Origin of the sequence: Streptomyces lancefieldiae (assembly GCF_031845825.1) — a bacterium.
GTDB lineage: Bacteria > Actinomycetota > Actinomycetes > Streptomycetales > Streptomycetaceae > Streptomyces > Streptomyces lancefieldiae.
This window is the reverse complement of record NZ_JAVRFH010000026.1, coordinates 1-20476: the sequence shown is the minus strand read 5'-3', so window position 1 is coordinate 20476 and position 20476 is coordinate 1. Positions and strand designations below refer to the sequence as shown.

Sequence of the window (20476 nt, the reverse complement as noted above, 5' to 3'; positions counted from 1 at the left end):
GGCGGGCTCTCGTCGTGTTCCGGACCGGGCGGACCGTGCGGTCCGGGGCAGGGCTCAGCCGGCCAGCGTCTTCAGCCGGCGCACCGCCTCCTCCAGAACCGGCGTCCGCTTGCAGAACGCGAACCGGACGAAGGGGGAGCCGGCCTCCCGGTGGTCGTAGAAGACGGCGTTGGGGACGGCGACGACGCCCGCGCGTTCCGGCAGGGCGCGGCAGAAGGCGAAGCCGTCGCTCTCGCCGAGGGGGCGGATGTCGGTGGTGACGAAGTAGGTGCCGGCGGGGCGGTAGACGCCGAAGCCCGCCTCCTCAAGGCCCGTCACGAGCAGGTCCCGCTTGGCCCGCATGTCCTCGCGGTACGCGGTGAAGTACGCGTCGGGCAGCGCGAGGGCCTCGGCGACGGCGTACTGGAAGGGACCCGAGGCCACGTACGTCAGGTACTGCTTGGCCGAGCGGACCGCCGTGACCAGCGCGGGAGCGGCGGTGACCCAGCCGACCTTCCAGCCCGTGAACGCGAACGTCTTGCCGGCCGAGCCGATGGTCACTGTGCGCTCGCGCATCCCCGGGAAGCTCGCCAGGGGGATGTGGACCGCGGTGTCGAAGACCAGGTGCTCGTAGACCTCGTCCGTCACCACCAGCAGGTCCCGTTCCACGGCCAGCTCGGCGATCGCCGCCAGCTCGTCGCGGGACAGGACCGTGCCCGTCGGGTTGTGCGGGGTGTTCAGGAGCAGCAGCCGGGTGCGGTCGGTGACCGCGTCGCGCAGCTCGTCGAGGTCGAGGCGGAAGGCGGCGCCCCCGTCCGCGGAGTGCGGGCGCAGCGTCACCGGCACCCGCGTGCCGCCCGCCATCGCGATGCAGGCCGCGTACGAGTCGTAGTACGGCTCCAGCGCGACGACCTCGTCGCCGGGCTCCAGCAGGGCCAGCAGGGAGGCCGCGATGGCCTCCGTGGCGCCGGCGGTGACCAGGACCTCGGTGTCCGGGTCGTAGGACAGGCCGTAGCGGCGGTGCTGGTGGTCGGCGACGGCGGTGCGCAGCTCGGGGACGCCGGGCCCCGGCGGGTACTGGTTGCCGCGCCCGTCGCGCAGCGCCCGTACGGCGGCTTCCCGGATCTCCTCGGGACCGTCGGTGTCCGGGAAGCCCTGGCCCAGGTTGATCGCCCCGGTCCGCACGGCCAGGGCGGACATCTCGGCGAAGATCGTCGTCCCGAACTCGGCGAGCCGGCGGTTGAGGAGGGGGCGGGCGCTGGAGCTCATGGGGGTCATGGCGGCCATCCTGCGCCGAAGCTCTGGAGTTCCTCAACTCTGCTTTGGGGCGTGGCGGCGAAGGGCATCTCCCGTTCACGCACCGAGCTTCACGCACCGAGCTTCACGCACCGAGCTTCACGTATCGAGCTTCACCTACAGAGCTCCATTCAGAGCGAGGCACCCAACGGGGGGCGCTTCGGGGGACCTTCCGGGCGTGCGCCCGGGAACGGAAGGAGGGTGACGCCATGCTGACCGGCATCATCCTGATCGTGGTCGCAGCCCTGCTGATCAGGGCAGTCGTGGTGAGCCGGCGCACCTCCCGCCCCGTCCGGGCGGGGCGCGGCCGGGGGTCGCGGTCGTCGAGCCCGGGCGGGGGCGGCGGCGACAGCGGCAACAACAGCTGGTGGGCCGGGGGCGGGGACGGCGGATCGTCCTCGGACGGGCACCACTCGGGCCACTCCTGCGGCGGCGGCTCGTCCTGCGGAGGCGGGTCGTCCTGCGGGGGAGGGGGCGGCGGATGCGGTGGAGGCAGCTGACACGGGGCAGCTGAGCTCCAGCCAGGGGGAACCGCCTCCCCGCCACGGGGCCCGGCGCCTGGGGCCGGGCCCCGCATCCCACCACGAGCGCCCGCCGGGTAACACACCCGGTGGGCGCTCCCGCACACCGGCGCACGCTGAGCGGAGAGGGTGTGCGCCCCGGTTGAACAGTTGAGCTGTGGAGCCCTCTGAGGGATGGAAACGTTACGAAGTTGGGTAAAAAAGCTGTGGCGGCGCCATAGTTCGTGATTCCCTCTCCATCACCAACGCAGCCCCTCGGACGGCCTGTTGACCCCCCTCCTGATTGTCCGACTGGGTTGACCGGGCCGCATCCCCGACAGTGTCCGGGGTGCGCAGGCCCCACACCTTCCTCTTCTTGTGTGCTTGCGGAGCCGATCCATGCTCACGACCCTGAAAACCGCCTACACCGATACGCGCGCCGCAGATCTCGCCTGGGCCCTGGGGCGGGAGCCGCTGCCCGCGCTCGCCAGTCTGGACCTCGAACTGTCGAGCGCGAAGCTGCAGTTGAGACTTCTCGGCGCCTCCCATCAAGTCCTGCTCGAGGAGGAGCGGGGCGGCTGTTCGGAGACGGTGGCGTGCATCCCCGGTAGCAGTACCCCGCTTCCGCTGGGTGTCGCCAAGCGCGTGGGCGACTGGGAGTACGAGTTCGCCGCCCGGGTGGAGGTGCTGACGCCGGGCTCCTTCGCCGGCCGCGCCCAGGAGCTGCTCGCCCTGGTCGCCGACCACCCGCACGGCCTCGCCGGTGTCTTCCCGGGCAGTCCGCACGCCTTCACGGCGCTGCTGGCCCACCGGCACGAGGGGCAGGTGCACTGGCGTACCTGGCACGCCTACCCGCAGGACGGCCAGCTCGTGTCGACCCGGACCCGGGTGGGTGTCCGGGTGCCGACGTCGCAGCTCAGTCCGTCCGGGGTGTGAGCGGGCGGACGCGGGGTCGAACCCCGGGCCGGTGGCGGGCTAAACCTGCACCGCCCGATGGAACGTCACTTTCACTCGCGTGGGTGACGTAGCGCAGCGCGGAAGTGACGTAACGTCACTGCGTGATCGAATCGCACGCGCCCGCCCCGTCCGGCTCCCGGCCGTCCTGGGGCGGCCCCGGCGCCCCCGCCGGCCCTGGCGCCCCCACCGGCCCCGGAGGGCCCGCGCGGCTGCCCGTACGGCCGGGCACCGGACGGTTCCTCGTCCTGGCGGGCGTGTTCGTCTGCGCGGCGTGCGGGCTCGTGTACGAACTGGAGCTCGTCGCCCTCGCCTCGTACCTGATCGGCGACTCGGTCACCCAGGCGTCCGTCGTCCTGTCCGTCATGGTCTTCGCCATGGGCCTCGGCTCGCTCGCCGCCAAACGGCTGCGTCGCCTGGCGGCGGCCGGCTTCGGCGCGGTGGAGGCCGTCCTCGCCCTCGTCGGCGGCTCCAGCGCCATGGCGCTGTACGCCGTCTTCGCCTGGACCGGCGGCTGGGGCGGCCTGTGGGCCGACGGCCCGCGCGTGATCCTGGTCGCCTTCTCGCTCATCATCGGTGTGCTGATCGGCGCCGAGGTGCCGCTGCTGATGGAGCTGATCCAACGCGTCCGCCGCCAGGACCCGGGCGGCGCCGTCGCCGACCTGTTCGCCGCGGACTACGTCGGTGCGCTCGTCGGCGGCCTCGCCTTCCCCTTCGTCCTGCTGCCCTTCCTCGGCCAGCTCACCGGCGCGCTGCTCACCGGGACCGTCAACGCGGTCGTCGGCGCCGCCCTGGTCCTCGGGCTGTTCCGGCGGGACCTGACCCGCCGGGCCCGCCGACTGCTGCTGACCGGCAACGCCGTCGTGCTGGCCCTCCTCGCCACGGCGACCGTCCTCGCCGACGACTTCGAACGCGCCGCCCGGCACGCCGTGTACGGCGGGGACGTCCGCGTGGCCGTCCAGACCGACGTGCAGGAGGTCGTCCTCACCGGCGACACCGACGGCCGGCCCCTCGACCTGTTCCTGGACGGCCGGCTCCGGGTCCGCGACAGCGACGAGCGGCGTTACCACGAGGCCCTGGTGCACCCCGCCATGAGCGGCCCGCACGCGCGGGTGCTGATCCTCGGCGGCGGTGACGGCCTCGCCGCGCGGGAGGTGCTGCGCCACCCGGACGTGCGGCGCGTCGACGTCGTCGAGATCGACCCCGACCTCGCCCGGCTGGCCCGGCACGACCCCGGCCTGTCCGCGCTGAACGAGCACGTCTACGGCGACGCCCGCATCCACGTCGTCACGGCGGACGCCTTCCGCCGACTGCGCTCGACCTCCACCGCGACGTACGACGTGGTGATCTCGGACCTGCCCGACCCGGGCATCACGGCCAGCACGAAGCTGTACTCGCAGGAGTTCTACGGACTGCTCCGGCGGGTGCTCGCCCCCGACGGGCGGCTGGTGGTCCACGCGGGACCGGTCTCCGCCCGGCCCCGCGCCTTCTGGACGGTGGACGCGACGCTCCGCGCGGCGGGTCTGCGGACCGCCCCCTACCAGGTCGGCGCCCGGGACACCGGCTTCGCGCCGGGCCCCGACCGCACGGCCGCCAACCCCCACGCCCCCCGCGACTGGGGGTTCCTCCTGGCCGCGCGCACGCCCCCCACCCTGCGCCTCGACCCGGCGGCCCCCCGCCCGCACACCCTCACGCCGCGGTCCCTGACGCGGAACGCCCACTCCGCGTACCGCACCCGGATCCCCGGCCTGCCCCCGTCGACGCTGGTGCATCCGCGGTACTGAGCCCGCCCGTGCCGGGCGCCGGAACCGGCGGGTGACTTCGGGCCGGCGGGGGGTGCGGCGGGCGCCCGCTGGGTAGGGTGGCCAGACATGGAGCATGAGGTGTTCGTTCCGGTTCCGGCCGAGCGGCTCAGGGACGTGCTGGCCGACCCCGTCCGGGTCGCCCGGGCGGTTCCGGGCCTCCAGCAGGACGCCGGCGCCGAGCCCGTCGCGGGGCGTCTGAAGGTCCGTATCGGCAGTCACTCCATCACCTACCGGGGCTCCCTGCGCCTGTCCGCGCGGGACGACGGCACGTACGCCGTGGAGGGCGACGCCACCGAGTCGCGCGGGACCGGCACGGTCAAGGTGGCGCTCACCCTCCGCGTCGCGGACGCCGACGACGGCTGCACCCTGGCGCTCGCCGGGACGGCCGCGGCGGACGGACGGGTCGCGGAGCTGCCGGCGGACGCGGTGACGTCGGCCGCGACCCGGCTGCTGACCCGCTTCGCGGAGAACCTGGGCACGGCGGCGCAGCAGGAGCGTGAGCAGGGCCGGGAGCGGGAGCAGGGGCGGGAGCAGTCCGAGGCTCAGGCGGAGCCGCGGCACACCTCCGTCTTCGACACCGAGGTCCCCCCGTCCTCCCTCGCGGACCCGGACCAGGACGAGGACCAGGACCCCGGCAGGGACACGGACGACGGTGTCGAGGACCAACCGGGCGGCCCCGAAGCCCCACAACCCCCCGAAGCCCCAGAACCCCCCGCCGAGGCCGCGCACGCGCGCCGCACGATGATCGGCCGCAGCGCGGAGGAGGTGGACCACGCCCCGCCGCGCGGCCGGTACGCCCCCGTCCCCGCGCCCCAGGCGGCCGGGTCCGCCACGCCCCTGCGCTGGGCGGCCCCGGCGGCCGCGCTGGCCGTGGCGTCGGCGATCGTGGTGGGCCGGGCCCTGCGCAGGCGCCGCTGAACCGCCGACGGCCGGTCGGACGGGGCGCCCTTGATCACCCCAGTAGGGTCATGGCGTGAGTAACGAACCCATCACGCTGACCGCGGGTGACGCGGAGGCGACCGTGCTGCCGGACAACGGCGGCCGGATCGGCGGGCTCCGCGTCGGCGGCACGGAACTGCTCCGCCAGGGCGAGCGCTACGGCTGCTTCCCGATGGTCCCCTGGTGCGGCCGCATCCGCGAGGGCCGCTTCCGGGACGGCGCCCTCGTCCACCAGATGCCCCTCAACTCCCCGCCGCACGCCATCCACGGCACCGCCCGCGACGGCGCCTGGCGCACCGCCCGCGTCAGTGCCGACGAGGCCGTCATCACGTACGACCTCGTCGACCCCTGGCCCTACTCCGGCCGCGTCACCCAGGTGATCGCGCTCGCCGAGGACGCGCTGACGCTGACGATGTCCGTGGAGACGTACGAGTCGTCCTTCCCGGCGCAGATCGGCTGGCACCCGTGGTTCAACCGGACCCTCGGCGGTGCGGACGGCGCGGCCGGCGCAGGCGTGGGGATCTCCTTCGACCCCGCCTGGCAGGAGGAGCGCGGCGACGACCACCTGCCCACCGGCAACCGCGTCGACCCGAAGCCGGGCCCCTGGGACGACTGCTTCGGCATGCCGGACGGCGTCGACGTCACCCTCACCTGGCCGCGGCGGCTGGAGCTGAAGGTGACCAGCCCGGAGCAGTGGGCCGTGGTCTACGACGAGCAGGAGGCCGCCGTCTGCGTGGAGCCGCAGACCGGGCCGCCCAACGGCCTGAACACCCTCCCGCGCCTGGTCACGCCCCTGGAGCCGCTGGAGGCCACGACGACCTGGAGCTGGACCCGGCTCTAAGCTGGTGCGCATGACGGACGTCAACGGAGTAATGCCGCCAGGCACACGCGCGGCGCTGCTGCAGCAGATCAAGGACAAGGCCGTGGTGCACGGCAAGGTGACCCTCTCCTCGGGGCTGGAGGCCGACTACTACGTCGACCTGCGCCGCATCACCCTGGACGGCGAGGCCGCACCGCTGGTCGGGCAGGTGCTGCTGGACCTGACCGCCGACCTGGAGTTCGACGCGGTGGGCGGGCTGACCATGGGCGCCGACCCGGTCGCCGCCGCCATGCTGCACGCCGCCGCCGCGCGGGGCCGGAAGCTGGACGCCTTCGTCGTCCGCAAGGCGGCCAAGGCGCACGGGCTGCAGCGTCGCGTCGAGGGCCCGGACATCAAGGGCCGCCGCGTCCTGGTCGTCGAGGACACCTCCACCACCGGCGGCTCCCCGCTCACCGCCGTCGAGGCCGTGCGGGAGGCCGGTGCCGAGGTCGTGGCCGTCGCGACGATCGTCGACCGCGCGACCGGCGCCGCCGAGAAGATCCAGGACGGCGCCGGGGTGCCGTACCTGTTCGCGTACGACAAGGACGAGCTGGGCCTGGACTGAGGGCCCGGCCGGGACGGCACCGGGTCCGCTCGGAGTATCCCGTCCCGTCTGGAAGGATGGGGCCGACGATGACGTCGCCCCCCAGTTCCAGGTCAGGGTCGTAAGCACGTACCACGCCCACCGCACATACAAGGAGCGGACAGATGCCCATCGCAACTCCCGAGGTCTACAACGAGATGCTGGACCGGGCGAAGGCAGGAAAGTTCGCCTACCCGGCCATCAACGTGACCTCCTCCCAGACGCTGCACGCGGCCCTGCGCGGTTTCGCGGAGGCGGAGAGCGACGGCATCGTCCAGATCTCCACCGGCGGCGCCGAGTTCCTGGGCGGCCAGCACAACAAGGACATGGTGACCGGCGCCGTCGCCCTCGCCGAGTTCGCGCACATCGTCGCCGAGAAGTACGACGTCACCATCGCCCTGCACACGGACCACTGCCCGAAGGACAAGCTCGACGGGTACGTCCGTCCGCTGCTGGCGGTCTCCGAGGAGCGCGTCAAGGCCGGCCGCAACCCGCTGTTCCAGTCCCACATGTGGGACGGCTCCGCGGAGACACTGGCCGACAACCTCTCCATCGCCGAGGAGCTGCTGGAGCGCGCCCGCGCCGCCAAGATCATCCTCGAGGTCGAGATCACCCCGACCGGCGGCGAGGAGGACGGCGTCTCCCACGAGATCAACGACTCGCTCTACACGACGGTCGACGACGCGGTCCGCACCGTCGAGGCCCTCGGCCTGGGCGAGAAGGGCCGCTACCTGCTCGCCGCGTCCTTCGGCAACGTGCACGGCGTGTACAAGCCGGGCAACGTCGTGCTCCGCCCCGAGCTGCTCAAGGAGCTGAACGAGGGCATCGCCGCCAAGTACGGCCGCCCGGCCGGCAGCAAGCCGTTCGACTTCGTCTTCCACGGCGGCTCCGGCTCCACCGCCGAGGAGATCGCGACCGCGCTGGAGAACGGCGTGGTCAAGATGAACATCGACACGGACACCCAGTACGCCTTCACGCGTCCGGTCGTGGACCACGTGTTCCGCAACTACGACGGCGTCCTGAAGGTCGACGGCGAGGTCGGCAACAAGAAGACCTACGACCCGCGCACCTGGGGCAAGCTGGCCGAGGCCGGCATGGCCGCGCGCGTCGTCGAGGCCTGCGGCCACCTGCGGTCGGCGGGCCAGAAGATCAAGTAACGGCGGTCGCGGTACGACGGGCCCGGCATCCCTGGGATGCCGGGCCCTCGCACGTCCGCCCCCGGCATGGCGCAGACTTGTCCCCATGCCCATTCACGAGAACCTCCTCGGGGGACCGCCCCCGACCCACCTCCCCGACGAGCCCGGCCCGCGCGAGCTGCTGGCGGGCGGCACCTCGCCCACCGACGTCGCCGCGCAGTACCCGACGTCCTCGCTCGCCTGGGCCCGGCTGGCCGACGAGGCGTTCGAGCGGGGCGGCGTCGTGGAGTCGTACGCCTACGCCCGCACCGGCTACCACCGCGGCCTCGACGCCCTGCGGCGGAGCGGCTGGAAGGGCCACGGGCCGGTGCCGTGGGAGCACGAGCCCAACCGCGGCTTCCTGCGCGCCCTGCACGCCCTCGCCCGCGCCGCCCAGGCGATCGGCGAGAAGGAGGAGTACGAGCGCTGCACGCAGTTCCTGAAGGACTCCTCGCCGACGGCCGCCGAGGTGCTGGGCTGAACCGGGGACGGACACGCCCTGGCCCGTCTGCCGCGCGCGCGTGGTGCGCAGGCGGGCCTTGCGGTTTCCTGGGACGATTGCGGAGGATGCCGTTGGGGACCGGGGCCCCGTGCCGGTAACGGCAGGGCGGACCGCTACCCGTAGTGCACAGCAGGAGACAGCGATGTCCCACGAGGCCCCGAATCTCGACTTCGAGGGCAGCACGCCGTACGAGGACTACGTCAAGGCGGACGTGCTCACCCACCTCCAGCACACCCTCTCCGACGATCCCGGAGAGATGGTCTTCCTGGTCACGACCCAGGTCATGGAGCTGTGGTTCACCGTCGTCGTCCACGAATGGGAGACCGCCGCCCGCGCCCTGCGCGAGGACCGGATCCAGGTGGCGACCGACGCCCTGAAGCGTTCGGTGCGGGAGCTGGAGGCGCTGAACGCCTCCTGGACGCCTCTCGCAGGGCTCACGCCCGCCCAGTTCAACTCCTACCGGAGCGCCCTCGGTGAGGGTTCCGGCTTCCAGTCGGCGATGTACCGCCGTATGGAGTTCCTGCTCGGCGACAAGTCCGCGTCGATGCTCGTCCCGCACCGCGGCGCCCCCCGCGTCCACGCCGAGCTGGAGAAGGCGCTGCACGAGCCGAGCCTGTACGACGAGGTGATCCGGCTGCTCGCCCGGCGCGGGTACGACATCCCGGACGCCGTGCTCCGGCGCGACGTGACCCAGAAGTACGAGGCGGCGCCCGAGGTGGAGGCCGCCTGGACGGCCGTCTACTCCGGCGACCAGAACGGCGAGCTGGCCCGCCTCGGCGAGGCGCTCACCGACGTCGCGGAGCTCGTGTGGCGCTGGCGCAACGACCACCTGGTCGCCACCCGCCGCGCGATGGGGTCCAAGACCGGCACGGGCGGCTCGGCCGGGGTGGCCTGGCTGGAGAAACGGGCCCGGAACAACGTGTTCCCCGAGCTGTGGACGGCACGGTCGTATGTCTGAACCGAAGAGTGCGGCCGACCTCCCGGGTGAGGCCGAGAAGCTGGACGCCGCCGACGAACTGGCGGCACTGCGCGAGCGGTTCGTCCTGGACGACGTCGTCTACCTGGACGGCAACTCGCTCGGCGCCCTCCCGGCCGGCGTCCCCGCGCGCGTGGAGGACGTCGTGCGCCGCCAGTGGGGCGAGCTGCGCATCCGGTCGTGGGAGGAGAGCGGTTGGTGGACCGCGCCCGAGCGGATCGGCGACCGGATCGCCCCGCTGGTCGGGGCGGCGCCCGGACAGGTCGTGGTGGGCGACTCGACGAGCGTCAACGTCTTCAAGGCGGTCGTGGCGGCCGTGCGGATGGCGGGACAGGGCCGGGACGAGATCCTGGTCGACGCCACCACCTTCCCCACGGACGGGTACATCGCCGAGTCCGCGGCCCGGATGACGGGCTGCGCCCTGCGCCCGGTGGCCCCAGACGAGGTGCCGACGGCGCTGGGCGAGCGCACCGCCGCCGTCCTGCTCAACCACGTCGACTACCGCACGGGCCGGCTGCACGACCTGCCCGCGCTCACGGCCGCGGTGCACGCGGCGGGGGCGTACGTCGTCTGGGACCTGTGCCACAGCGCGGGCGCCCTGCCGGTGGGGCTGGACGAACACGGCGTCGACCTGGCGGTCGGCTGCACCTACAAGTACCTCAACGGCGGCCCCGGTTCGCCCGCCTACCTGTACGTGCGCCGCGACCTCCAGGGCCGCTTCGACTCCCCGCTGCCGGGCTGGAACTCGCACGCCGAGCCCTTCGGCATGCGACCCGGGTACGCCCCGGCCCCCGGTGCGGTACGCGGCCGGGTCGGCACGCCGGACATCCTCTCCATGCTCGCCCTGGAGGCGGCCCTGGAGGTGTGGGACGAGGACGCGGTCTCGGTGGCGGCGGTGCGGGCCAAGTCCCTGGCGCTGACGGACTTCTTCCTGCGCTGCGTCGGGGAGTACGTCCCGGACGGCCGGGTCGAGTCCATGACACCGGCCGCGCACGCCGAGCGGGGCAGCCAGGTCGCGCTGCGCTGCGACGATGCCGGGGACGTCATGAAGCGGCTGATCGAAGGCGGGGTGGTCGGGGACTTCCGCGCCCCGGACGTGCTGCGCTTCGGCTTCACCCCGCTGTACGTCGGCTTCGCGGACGTGGAACGGGCGGCGCGGACGCTGGCGCGGACCCTCGGGCGACGGGGCTGAGGAACCGGGACGGGCTCCGGCGCGTGAACGCGGGTATGGATGATGTGGATCACCGGACTCGTGGCTGCGCCGGGTGCCTGATCGCCGGCGTGGGCGCCTCGACCGCGCTGCTGGCCTGGGCGCCGCTCGCCCGCTCCAGCGTCACGGGCGGGTTCGAGGGGACCTACCGGGATCTCAGTGTCCTGTACGTCGACCTTCCGCTCGTCGTCCTCGGCGGCGGGCTCCTGCCGACGGTCGTGTGGTCGCTGGGCCTGCGCCTGCTGGGCCGGCCGTGGGCGGCGGCGCTCATGGCCGTGGGCACGCTCGCGATGGGGGTGTGGGGGCTGACCGCCTGGTGGACGCCGGACGGGCGGCCCGAGTTCACGGGGTAGGCCGCCGGGCCCCTGGCCTCGGGCCCCGGCCCCCTGGCCCTGGCCCCCGGCCCCCGGCTTCGGCGTCTGCTGAGCTGGCTGTCCCTCACACTCCCTGTACCTCACACTGCGTGACATCCCCATGTCCCTGCACGTCACCGGCCTGATACCGTCCCGCCAACGGCCGATTCCTTTTCCCCGGTCCGCCAACACCGTTCCTTCGCTGAGAGGTTGAGCATGCCGGACGCCGCCGCAGAACCGGGCACCGCTGCCGCGCGGGCCGCCGCGGAGGAGAAATCGGCTTTCTCGCACCCGGCGGTCGACCCCGACGGCACGGCGGCGTACGGCGACCACCCCGACCAGGTGATCGACTTCTATGCGCCGCGCGGAACGGGGGGTCCGGGCGGCGCCGCTCCCGTCGTGGTGGTCCTGCACGGAGGTGCGTGGCGGGCCCCCTACGACCGGCGCCATCTCGGTCCGTTCGCCGACTTCCTGGCCCGCCGGGGCTTCGCCGTGGCCAACGTGGAATACCGGCGCGGTGCGCAGGGCGCGGGTGCCGAGGGCGTCGCTGCGGGTGGGGGCGCGGTCGGGCCCGTCGCGGGGCGCTGGCCCGACACCTTCGACGACGTGGCCGCCGCGCTGGACGCGCTGCCCGCGCTGGTACGGCAGCAGCTGCCGCAGGCCGACGCGCGCCGTGTGGTGCTCACCGGCCACTCCGCCGGCGGCCATCTCGCCCTGTGGGCGGCCGCCCGGCACGTACTGCCCGCCGATGCCCCCTGGCGCCTGGACCGTCCGGCGCCGCTGCGCGGTGTGGTCGCCCTCGCGCCGATCGCCGACTTCGAGGTCGCCGACGAGCTCGACGTGTGCGGTGGGGCGGCGCGGCAACTCCTGGGTGGCTCGGAGTCGTTCGCCGAGCGGCGACCCTACGCCGACCCCGCCCTGCTGCTGCCCACCGGGATCGCGACGACCCTCGTCCAGGGCCGCGCCGACCTGGACGTTCCGCAGGCGGTCGCCGAGGCGTACGCCGACGCGGCGGCGAAGGCCGGGGAGGTGGTGGGGGTGACGCTGCTGGAGGACGTCGGCCACTTCCCGCTGATCGACCCGGCGGCGGACGCGTGCGCGGTGGTGGCGGAGGAGATCGCCCAGTTGGCCTGGTGAACGCTGGAGCCGGGTCGGGGTGTTGGGGGCCGGTGCCACCGGCGCTGCCGGTGCGGCCGGTGCAGTCGGCACTGCCAGGCGCCCCCGGTGGTACCCGTAATACCTGAGAGCTACCCCGCAGGTGAGTTCCCTGGCGGGACGCGGGTTACCCGTCCCGATTCGTAACTTCCCTTTCAGACAAGCCCGATGGGCGGGCGAGCTGGAGGGGAGGGTCCATGAGGCCCGGTACGACGGCAGGTTGGCGGCGGCGCGCGAGCAGATGGTGCCGCGCCGGTGGTGCCGCCCTCATCGTCGGCTCCGTGGCGTTTCCCCTCTCCGGCGCCGCGCGGCCCCAGATCCCCGCCCCGGCTCCCGCCGCGCTCGCGGCCCCGACCGCCGGGACCCTGGACGAGACGTACGCCGCCAACCGGGCCAACGCCGCCGAGGCGTCCCGGATGGCCGCCGGTCACGGCGACCGTCACCGCGCGGCGGCGGACCGTTCGATGGCCGACCCGTCCCGCCGCCTCCTCGCCTTCGACGGCCGGGGTGCCGGACTGGCCACCGAGGTCTTCGGTGACCTGGCGCGCGCCGACCGCGTCGCCGTCCTGGTCCCGGGCTCCGACACCAGCCTCGACACATACGGCCGGTTCCGTGCCGCCGCTCTCGCCCTGCACCGGCAGCTCGCCGCCCAGGCACCCGACGGGACGCACACCGCGGTCGTGGCCTGGCTGGGCTACGAGACGCCGGGCACCATCAGCACCACGGTCGCCACGACCGACCGCGCCGACCGGGCCGCTCCGAAGCTGCGCGCCCTGGTCGACGACCTGCGCGGGATCACCGCCCCCGGCACCCGCCTCGCCCTCCTCTGCCACTCCTACGGCTCGGTCGTCTGCGCCCGCGCCGCCGACGGCCTGGACGTGGCCGACATCGCCCTGGTCGGCAGCCCCGGCACCGGCGCCGGCACCGTCGCCGGCCTGCACACCGGCGCCCGGGTCTGGGCGGCGCGGGGGGCCGACGACTGGGTGGAGCACGTTCCGCACCTCAGCGCCGACCTCTTCGGCACCACCGTCGGCTTCGGCACCGACCCGGTCTCCCCGGACTTCGGTGCCCGGGTCTTCGACGGCGGCGACGGCGGCCACAGCGACTACTTCGACGCCGGCTCCCTCTCCCTGACGAACCTGGCCCGGATCGCCCTGGGCGAGATCACGGAGGTGACCTCATGACGGACTTGGCACGAGCACCGCGGGCGGCTCGGCGGACCTCGGCGACTCGGGAGGCCCCGGCGACTCGGGAGACCCCACCGGTCCGGGCCATCCCGGCGTCCTCGGCGGCCGGGGAGGCCTCGGCGTTCCCGGCGACTCCGGCGGCCCCGGCGTCAGCGCCCCGGACGCCCCGGATGACCCGGACGCCCTGGACGGCCCTGGCGGTCCGTGAGACCCGGGGATCGCGACACCGTCCACCGCGTGGCCCTCTGCACGCCCTGCGCCGCACCGCCGACCGGATCGACGACGCCACCCCCCGGGAGCGGGACCGGGCCGTCGACGCCCTGCGTGCGTTCGCCATCCTCGGCGTGGTCCTCGGCCACTGGCTGGTGACGGCCCTGGTCGCCGACGGCAACAGCCTGCACGCGGCCAGCCCCCTCCAGGACATGCCCTGGCTGGCCCCGGTCTCCTGGGCCTTCCAGACCCTCGCCGTGTTCTTCCTGGTCGGCGGCCATGTCGCCACCCGGGGCCACGCGTCGGCCCGTGCCCGCGGCACGTCCTACGGCCGCTGGCTGTCCGCCCGGCTGTCCCGGCTGTTCCGCCCGGTCGCGGCCGTCCTCATCCTGTGGACGGTGACGGCGACGCTGCTGCTGCTGACGGGCGCGGAGTTCGTGACGGTCCACACGCTGGTGAAGCTGGCCCTGTCTCCGCTGTGGTTCCTCCTGGTCTTCGCGGTACTGACCGCTGCGACGCCGCTGCTGGCCCGGCTGCACCCGCTGTGGCCGCTGGTCGTCGTCCTCCACGTCGACCTGTTGCGCTTCGGTTTCGGCGCCCCGTCCTGGCTCGGCTGGATCAACCTCGCCGCCGGCTGGCTGGTCCCCTATGCCCTGGGCGCCGCCTGGACCCGCGGCGAACTGGACCGCCGCCGCGCCGGCTGGATCCTGCTCGCCGGAGGTACGGCGGCGACCGCGGCCCTCATCACCTGGGCCGACTACCCGGCGTCCATGGTCGGTGTCCCGGGCGCCGCTGTCTCCAACCTCAATCCGCCGACGCTGGCCGCCGTGACCTTCGGCCTGGCGCAGTGCGGACTCGCCCTGCTGCTGCGCGAGCGGCTGCGCCGCGCGATGCGCCGGCCCGTGGCCTGGGCGGCGGTCGCGCTGGTCAACCTCTCCGCGATGACGATCTTCCTGTGGCACCAGACGGCCCTGATGGCGACCACGGCCACCGGCCTCCTGGTGGGCCGCCTGCCCGGCCTGCACACGCTCCCGGGCGGCCTGGACTGGGTCGCGGCCCGGCTCGCCTGGCTCCCGGTGTTCGCGCTGGTCCTGACCGGCTGCTGGGCCGCCTTTCGCTCCTGCGAGCGCGGTCGCGGCCGGCGCCGCTCCCGGATCGTCCGGACGCATCGCCCGACGGAGCGCGCGACGACGGCGGGGCGCCCTGCGTCAGCGACGGGGCGCGCTGCGACGACGGCGGGGGGCCGTCATGTCTAGGGTGGAGCGCGTGATGCGATGGGGGAGCCGACCGGGGGCCGCGGGCCGGGTCGAGCGCGTGCTGCGGGTGCTGCACGACGATCTGTGGACCTGGCGGGCGGACCCGCTGCCGCCGTCGGTGTGGCTGCGCTGGTTCCCGCACGGGATCGTCTGTCTGGCCGCCCTGGGCGTGCTGCTCGGTGACGCGGCCCAACTCAACGACAACGCCGGGGTCGACCCCGGGTTCGCCTTCCTGATCGCCCTCGCCCAGGCCGGCGCGATGGTGTGCGCGCTGTGGCGGCCGGTCGCGGCGTGGTGGATGTCGATGGCGGCCATGCTGGTGGGTGCCTTCGCCGTGCGGGCCGAGATGGTCGCGGAGGGCTACAAGTTCACCTGGCCCTGGACGGCCGCCGGGATCATCGCGCACCTGTTCGTCCTGCTGCTGCTCGCCCTGCGGGTCCGTACCCGGGTGACCGTGGAGGTGCTGGCCCTGACCGCCCTCAGCACCTACGTCATGCAAGGCCTCGTGGGCGGGCTGAGCTACCAGCCGACCGGCCAGCTGGCCGCCATCCTGTTCGCGGTCGTCGTGGTGCTCGGCACCGCCCTGCGCGGCCGCCGCGAGGCCCGGAGGGAACTCGAGCAGCAGACGTCGCTCACCGCCGAGGAGAGAGCCCGGCGCACCCTGCTGGAGGAGCGCAGCCGCATCGCGCGCGAGCTGCACGACGTGGTCGCCCACCACATGTCGGTGATCTCCATCCAGGCCCAGGTCGCCCCCCACCTCGTCGAGAATCCGCCGGACGAGCTGAAGGAGAACCTCGCGGGCATCCGGCAGAACGCGCTGGAGGCCCTCACCGAGCTGCGCCGGGTGCTCGGCGTGCTGCGTTCGGAGCACCCCGACGTGCCGGAGTCGTCCACCGCCACCGCCATCACGGGCACCGCCCCGCACGCACCGCAACCCACGCTCGACCGGCTCGACGCGCTGGTGGAGAACACCCGGGCAGCCGGGCTGACCGTCACCACGGAGGCGAGCGGGGTGCGCAGACCCCTGCCGCCCGGCGTGGAGCTGTCCGCGTACCGGATCGTGCAGGAAGCGCTCAGCAACGTCCTGCGGCACGCACCCGGCGCGACCGCCCGCGTCCACCTCACGCACCTTCCGATCGGACTGCGCGTGGTGGTCTCCAACACCCGCCCGTCGCGGACCCCGCCACCGTCGCAGGGGGCGGGCCACGGGCTGCTCGGCATGCGGGAACGGGTGGCGATGCTCGACGGCAGTCTCACGGCGCAACCACTGCCGGACGGCGGCTACCAGGTCGCCGCCTTCCTGCCGTCCGACACCGCCGCCCTCACCGACGGCGATCAGCCCACCGACCACTTCACCGAGGACGACACCCCATGACGAGCGGCACCATCCGAGTACTGATCGCCGACGACCAGCAGATGGTCCGGCAGGGTTTCACCGTGCTGCTCAACACCCAGCCCGACATCGAGGTGATCGGGCAGGCGGTGGACGGCCTGGACGCCGTGGCCAAGGTCGCCGAGCTGGCCCCGGACGTCGTCCTCATGGACATCCGCATGCCCGAACTGGGCGGGATCGAGGCCACCCGCCGCATCACCGGGGCGACTCCGGAGATCAGAGTGCTGGTGCTGACCACCTTCGACCTCGACGAGTACGTGTACGAGGCGCTGCGGGCCGGCGCGTCCGGGTTCCTGCTGAAGGACGCGTCCGCCGACCAGCTCGCCGAGGCGGTCCGGGTGGTGGCGGCGGGGGACGCGCTGCTCGCGCCGGGCATCACCCGGCGGCTGATCGCGGAGTTCTCCCGGCTGGACGACCGGCCCCGCGCCCCGCTGAAGGCCCGCGTCGGCGACCTGACCGAGCGGGAGACCGAGGTGCTCGCCCTGATCGCGCAGGGCCTGTCGAACGCGGAGATCGCCCAGCGCCTGGTGGTCGCCGAGCAGACGGTGAAGACCCATGTGGGCCGGATCCTGGTGAAGCTGGGCCTGAGGGACCGTACGCAGGCGGCGGTGTTCGCCTACGAATCGGGACTGGTGCGGCCGTCCGGGTACTGAGCGGGGCCGGACCGTAGTACTTGAGACGGATACCGAGGGACCCCTCTCAGTGGTGACGACGGTGTAGTACGGCTGCGCCTACCGTTGCCAGCGTGACCGAGACGACCCAGACGATGACGGCGCACCCCGGAGACAGAGGCGGGCCGCGCAGCCCCGAGTACCGGCTGGCCATGGACGCGCTGAGCGGACTGCGCGAGGACCTGTTCCACGACGCCTTCGCCCACCGTCCGCTGCCCCACGTGGCCCCGGACGGCCCGCTGGTCCGCCGCCTTCCCGGCCGGATGCGGCCGTACGCGGACCGGATCCGGCTCGGGGTGGTGGCCGCCCTGGCGCTGCTGTGCTTCTACGCCGGGTCGGCCACCGGTGGTTACTCCGACCATCCGCTGGGCCTGCTGACCGGGGCTCTGTGCGCCGTCCCGGTGCTGGCCACGCTGGTCCGGCCGGTCGGCGCGTTCTGGCTGTCGATGGCGGCCACCCCGGTGGTCGCCGTGCTGGGCGGCGGCTGGGACGACTGGCCGTGGGGACCCGGCGCGTTCATGTGCCACATGACGGTCCTGGTGCTCGTGGCGATACGCACCCGGCCCCGCGCGGCCGCGTGGATGTGGGCCCTGACCGCGGTCTACGGATTCGTCACGGAGACCCTGTCCGGCATCGGACCCTACAACGCCAACTCCGCCCCGCTGCTGGTCTTCTCCGCCTTCGCCCTGCTCGTGATCTCCGTCTGGCACATCCGGCGCGACGCCCGGCGGCAGGTCACCGCCCAGGAGACGGTCACCGCGCATGAGCGGTCCCGGCGCACCCTGCTGGAGGAGCGCACCACCATCGCCCGCGAGCTGCACGACGTGGTCGCCCACCACATGTCGGTGGTCGCCATCCAGGCGGAGGCCGCGCCCTACCGGGTGGAGAACCCGCCGGAGGAGCTGGAGCGCGCCTTCGTCACCATCCGGGAGAACGCGGTGGCGGCCCTCACCGAGCTGCGCCGCGTGCTGGGCGTCGTCCGCGCCGAGGACTACGAAGCCCCCGACGCCCCGCAGCCCACCCTCGCCGACCTGGACGCCCTGCTGGCCAACGTGCGCGACGCGGGCCTGACGGTCGACAAGGCGGTGACGGGCGCGGTGCGTGAACTGCCGCCCGGCGTGGAGCTGTCGGCGTACCGGATCGTGCAGGAGGCGCTGAGCAACTCGCTGCGGCACGCGCCCGGCGCGTCCGCCCGCGTCGAACTCTCCTACGTCCTGGGCGGCCTGGGCCTCAGGGTCGTCAACGGCTCGATGCCCGCGCCGTCCCTGATCAAGCCCTCGCCCGGCGCCGGGCACGGCATCACCGGTATGCGCGAGCGCGTCTCGATGCTGAACGGCGAGATGACGGCCGGCCCCACCGAGGACGGAGGTTACGAGGTGGCGGTGTTCCTGCCGGTCACGGCGGCTCCCATCGAAGGTGAAGCATGACCGGCCGCACCATCCGCGTACTGATCGCCGACGACCAGATGATGGTCCGCGAGGGCTTCTCGGTGCTGCTGGGTGCGATGCCGGACATCGAGGTCGTCGGCGAGGCGGTCAACGGCCGGGAGGCCGTGGCGAAGGTCCGCGAACTCGCCCCGGACGTCGTCCTGATGGACATCCGCATGCCGGAGCTGAACGGCATCGAGGCGACCAGGGAGATCGTCGCCGCCGACGACGCGGCGAAGGTCCTCGTGCTCACCACCTTCGACCTCGACGAGTACGTGTACCAGGCGCTGCGCGCGGGCGCCTCCGGGTTCCTCCTCAAGGACGCCTCGGCCCGCCGGCTCGCCGACGGCGTGCGGGTGGTGGCGGCCGGGGAGGCCCTCCTCGCCCCCTCGGTCACCAAGCGACTGATCACCGAGTTCTCGAAGCTGTCCGACGGCCCGCGCCCGATGTCCTCGGCGCAGGGGGCGTACCGCGACCTGACCGAACGGGAGACGGAGGTACTGGTGCTGATCGCACAGGGCCTGTCGAACGCGGAGATCGCCGAGCGCCTGGTGGTCGCCGAGTCGACGATCAAGACACACGTCAGTCGGGTCCTGGTGAAGCTGGGCCTGCGGGACCGCACCCAGGCCGCGGTCTTCGCCTATGAGGCCCGCCTGGTCACGCCGGGCTGACCGGCGCCGACCCGAGTCGTGCATCCGCCGACGGCCCTGGTCCGCGTGCGGGCCAGGCCTCTGGGCACCTGCCCCGCCGACGCCTTATCGTCCGTTCATGACGGCTGAATCCGACCTCGCGTTCGACCCGTGGGACCCGGCGTTCGTCGCCGACCCGTATCCCGCCTTCGCCGAGCTGCGCGCCCGGGGCCGGGTGCTCTACTACGAGCCCAGCGACCAGTGGCTGGTCCCGCACCACGCGGACGTGGCGGCGCTGCTGCGCGACCGCCGCCTGGGCCGGACCTACCAGCACCGCTTCACGCACGAGGACTTCGGCCGCACCCCGCCCCCGCCGGAGCACGAGCCCTTCCACACGCTCAACGACCACGGCATGCTCGACCTGGAGCCGCCGGACCACACCCGTATCCGGCGCCTGGTGTCCAAGGCGTTCACCCCCCGCACGGTGGAGCGGCTGAAGCCGTACGTGCGCGCCCTCGCGGACGACCTGGTGGCCCGGCTGGTGGCGGCGGGCGGCGGTGACCTGCTGCGGGACGTGGCCGAACCGCTCCCGGTCGCCGTGATCGCCGAGATGCTGGGCATCCCGGAGTCCGACCGCGCCCCGCTGCGCCCCTGGTCGGCGGACATCTGCGGGATGTACGAGCTGAACCCGTCCGAGGAGACGGCGGCGAAGGCGGTCCGCGCGTCCCGCGACTTCTCCGACTACCTGCGCGCACTGATCGCGGCCCGCCGCGAGGAGCCCGGTGACGACCTGGTCTCGGGCCTGATCGCGGCCCACGACGAGGACGACGACCGGCTCACCGAGCAGGAGATGATCTCGACCTGCGTCCTGCTCCTGAACGCCGGTCACGAGGCCACGGTGAACGCGACGACCAACGGCTGGCTGGCCCTGTTCCGCGCCCCGGACCAGCTGGCGGCCCTGCGCGCGGACCACTCGCTGGTCCCCTCCGCGGTGGAGGAGCTGATGCGCTACGACACCCCGCTCCAGCTCTTCGAACGCTGGGTGCTGGACGAGATCGAGATCGACGGGACGACGATCCCGCGCGGCGCGGAGATCGCGATGCTGTTCGGCTCCGCCAACCACGACCCGGCCGTCTTCACCGACCCCGACCGTCTCGACCTCACCCGCCGCGACAACCCGCACATCTCCTTCAGCGCCGGCATCCACTACTGCATCGGCGCCCCACTGGCCCGCATCGAACTGGCGGCGTCCATGACGTCCCTGCTGGAGCAGGCCCCGACGCTGCGCCTGGCGATGGTCGGGATGCTCGGGCTGATCGCCGCGCTGTACGTCGTCGCGTCGGTGCTGCGGCTCAGCGGCGAGGAGTCGTCCGGGCGGGCGGAACCGGTGCTCGCCGGGGCGGTGGGACGGCTGCGG

20 protein-coding genes are annotated in these 20476 nt (G+C 73.6%); 19 read left to right on the top strand and 1 reads right to left on the bottom strand.

Going from position 1 to position 20476, the window contains the following annotated elements; all coding sequences use genetic code 11:
- Positions 1-54: 54 nt before the first annotated feature.
- On the bottom strand, positions 55-1257 hold the full coding sequence (locus RM812_RS23765) for a pyridoxal phosphate-dependent aminotransferase (protein WP_311575282.1): 1203 nt from the start codon (positions 1255-1257) through the stop codon (positions 55-57).
- Between the two features lie 227 nt (positions 1258-1484).
- Between RM812_RS23765 and RM812_RS23760 the strand changes: the two genes are divergently transcribed.
- The 19 genes from RM812_RS23760 to RM812_RS23670 all read left to right on the top strand — a co-directional run.
- On the top strand, positions 1485-1775 hold the full coding sequence (locus tag RM812_RS23760; protein WP_311575281.1) for a hypothetical protein: 291 nt from the start codon (positions 1485-1487) through the stop codon (positions 1773-1775).
- A gap of 399 nt (positions 1776-2174) precedes the next feature.
- A complete protein-coding gene (locus tag RM812_RS23755; RefSeq protein ID WP_311575280.1) occupies positions 2175-2711 on the top strand; it encodes a DUF2617 family protein in 537 nt (178 codons plus the stop codon).
- A 122-nt stretch (positions 2712-2833) separates the two neighbouring features.
- Positions 2834-4513: a polyamine aminopropyltransferase gene (locus RM812_RS23750; RefSeq protein ID WP_311575279.1), complete on the top strand. Its 1680-nt coding sequence runs from the start codon at positions 2834-2836 to the stop codon at positions 4511-4513.
- 87 nt (positions 4514-4600) lie between these two features.
- Complete coding sequence (locus tag RM812_RS23745; protein ID WP_311575278.1) at positions 4601-5452, top strand: SRPBCC domain-containing protein; 852 nt, start codon at positions 4601-4603, stop codon at positions 5450-5452.
- Between the two features lie 55 nt (positions 5453-5507).
- Positions 5508-6314: an aldose epimerase family protein gene (locus RM812_RS23740; protein WP_311575277.1), complete on the top strand. Its 807-nt coding sequence runs from the start codon at positions 5508-5510 to the stop codon at positions 6312-6314.
- 10 nt (positions 6315-6324) lie between these two features.
- A complete protein-coding gene (pyrE, locus tag RM812_RS23735) occupies positions 6325-6897 on the top strand; it encodes an orotate phosphoribosyltransferase (protein ID WP_311575276.1) in 573 nt (190 codons plus the stop codon).
- 143 nt (positions 6898-7040) lie between these two features.
- Entirely contained in the window at positions 7041-8072 is a 1032-nt protein-coding gene (fbaA, locus tag RM812_RS23730) for a class II fructose-bisphosphate aldolase (RefSeq protein WP_311575275.1), read from the top strand.
- Between the two features lie 85 nt (positions 8073-8157).
- Complete coding sequence (locus RM812_RS23725; RefSeq protein WP_311575274.1) at positions 8158-8571, top strand: DUF3151 domain-containing protein; 414 nt, start codon at positions 8158-8160, stop codon at positions 8569-8571.
- Between the two features lie 163 nt (positions 8572-8734).
- Positions 8735-9550 (top strand): tryptophan 2,3-dioxygenase, encoded by an 816-nt coding sequence (locus RM812_RS23720; RefSeq protein WP_311575273.1) that lies wholly within the window; start codon positions 8735-8737, stop codon positions 9548-9550.
- Positions 9543-10760 (top strand): kynureninase, encoded by a 1218-nt coding sequence (gene kynU, locus RM812_RS23715; protein ID WP_311575272.1) that lies wholly within the window; start codon positions 9543-9545, stop codon positions 10758-10760. Before RM812_RS23720 ends, kynU begins: the two co-directional genes overlap by 8 nt.
- Positions 10761-10795: 35 nt before the next feature.
- On the top strand, positions 10796-11131 hold the full coding sequence (locus tag RM812_RS23710) for a hypothetical protein (protein ID WP_311575271.1): 336 nt from the start codon (positions 10796-10798) through the stop codon (positions 11129-11131).
- 216 nt (positions 11132-11347) lie between these two features.
- Entirely contained in the window at positions 11348-12268 is a 921-nt protein-coding gene (locus tag RM812_RS23705) for an alpha/beta hydrolase (protein ID WP_311575403.1), read from the top strand.
- Between the two features lie 215 nt (positions 12269-12483).
- On the top strand, positions 12484-13470 hold the full coding sequence (locus tag RM812_RS23700) for an alpha/beta hydrolase (RefSeq protein WP_311575270.1): 987 nt from the start codon (positions 12484-12486) through the stop codon (positions 13468-13470).
- A 173-nt stretch (positions 13471-13643) separates the two neighbouring features.
- Positions 13644-14939, top strand: a complete 1296-nt coding sequence (locus RM812_RS23695) for an acyltransferase family protein (RefSeq protein ID WP_311575269.1) — start codon at positions 13644-13646, stop codon at positions 14937-14939.
- On the top strand, positions 14932-16314 hold the full coding sequence (locus tag RM812_RS23690) for a sensor histidine kinase (RefSeq protein WP_311575268.1): 1383 nt from the start codon (positions 14932-14934) through the stop codon (positions 16312-16314). Before RM812_RS23695 ends, RM812_RS23690 begins: the two co-directional genes overlap by 8 nt.
- Positions 16311-16985 carry a response regulator transcription factor gene (locus RM812_RS23685; protein WP_311575267.1) on the top strand — a complete coding sequence of 225 codons (675 nt, stop codon included), beginning with the start codon at positions 16311-16313 and terminating at the stop codon, positions 16983-16985. Before RM812_RS23690 ends, RM812_RS23685 begins: the two co-directional genes overlap by 4 nt.
- Positions 16986-17077: 92 nt before the next feature.
- Positions 17078-18430, top strand: a complete 1353-nt coding sequence (locus RM812_RS23680; RefSeq protein ID WP_311575266.1) for a sensor histidine kinase — start codon at positions 17078-17080, stop codon at positions 18428-18430.
- Positions 18427-19101: a response regulator transcription factor gene (locus RM812_RS23675; protein ID WP_311575265.1), complete on the top strand. Its 675-nt coding sequence runs from the start codon at positions 18427-18429 to the stop codon at positions 19099-19101. The genes RM812_RS23680 and RM812_RS23675 overlap by 4 nt, the downstream gene beginning before the upstream one ends.
- A gap of 97 nt (positions 19102-19198) precedes the next feature.
- Positions 19199-20476 (top strand): cytochrome P450 (locus RM812_RS23670; RefSeq protein ID WP_311575264.1); only part of this gene is annotated, 1278 nt, incomplete at its 3' end.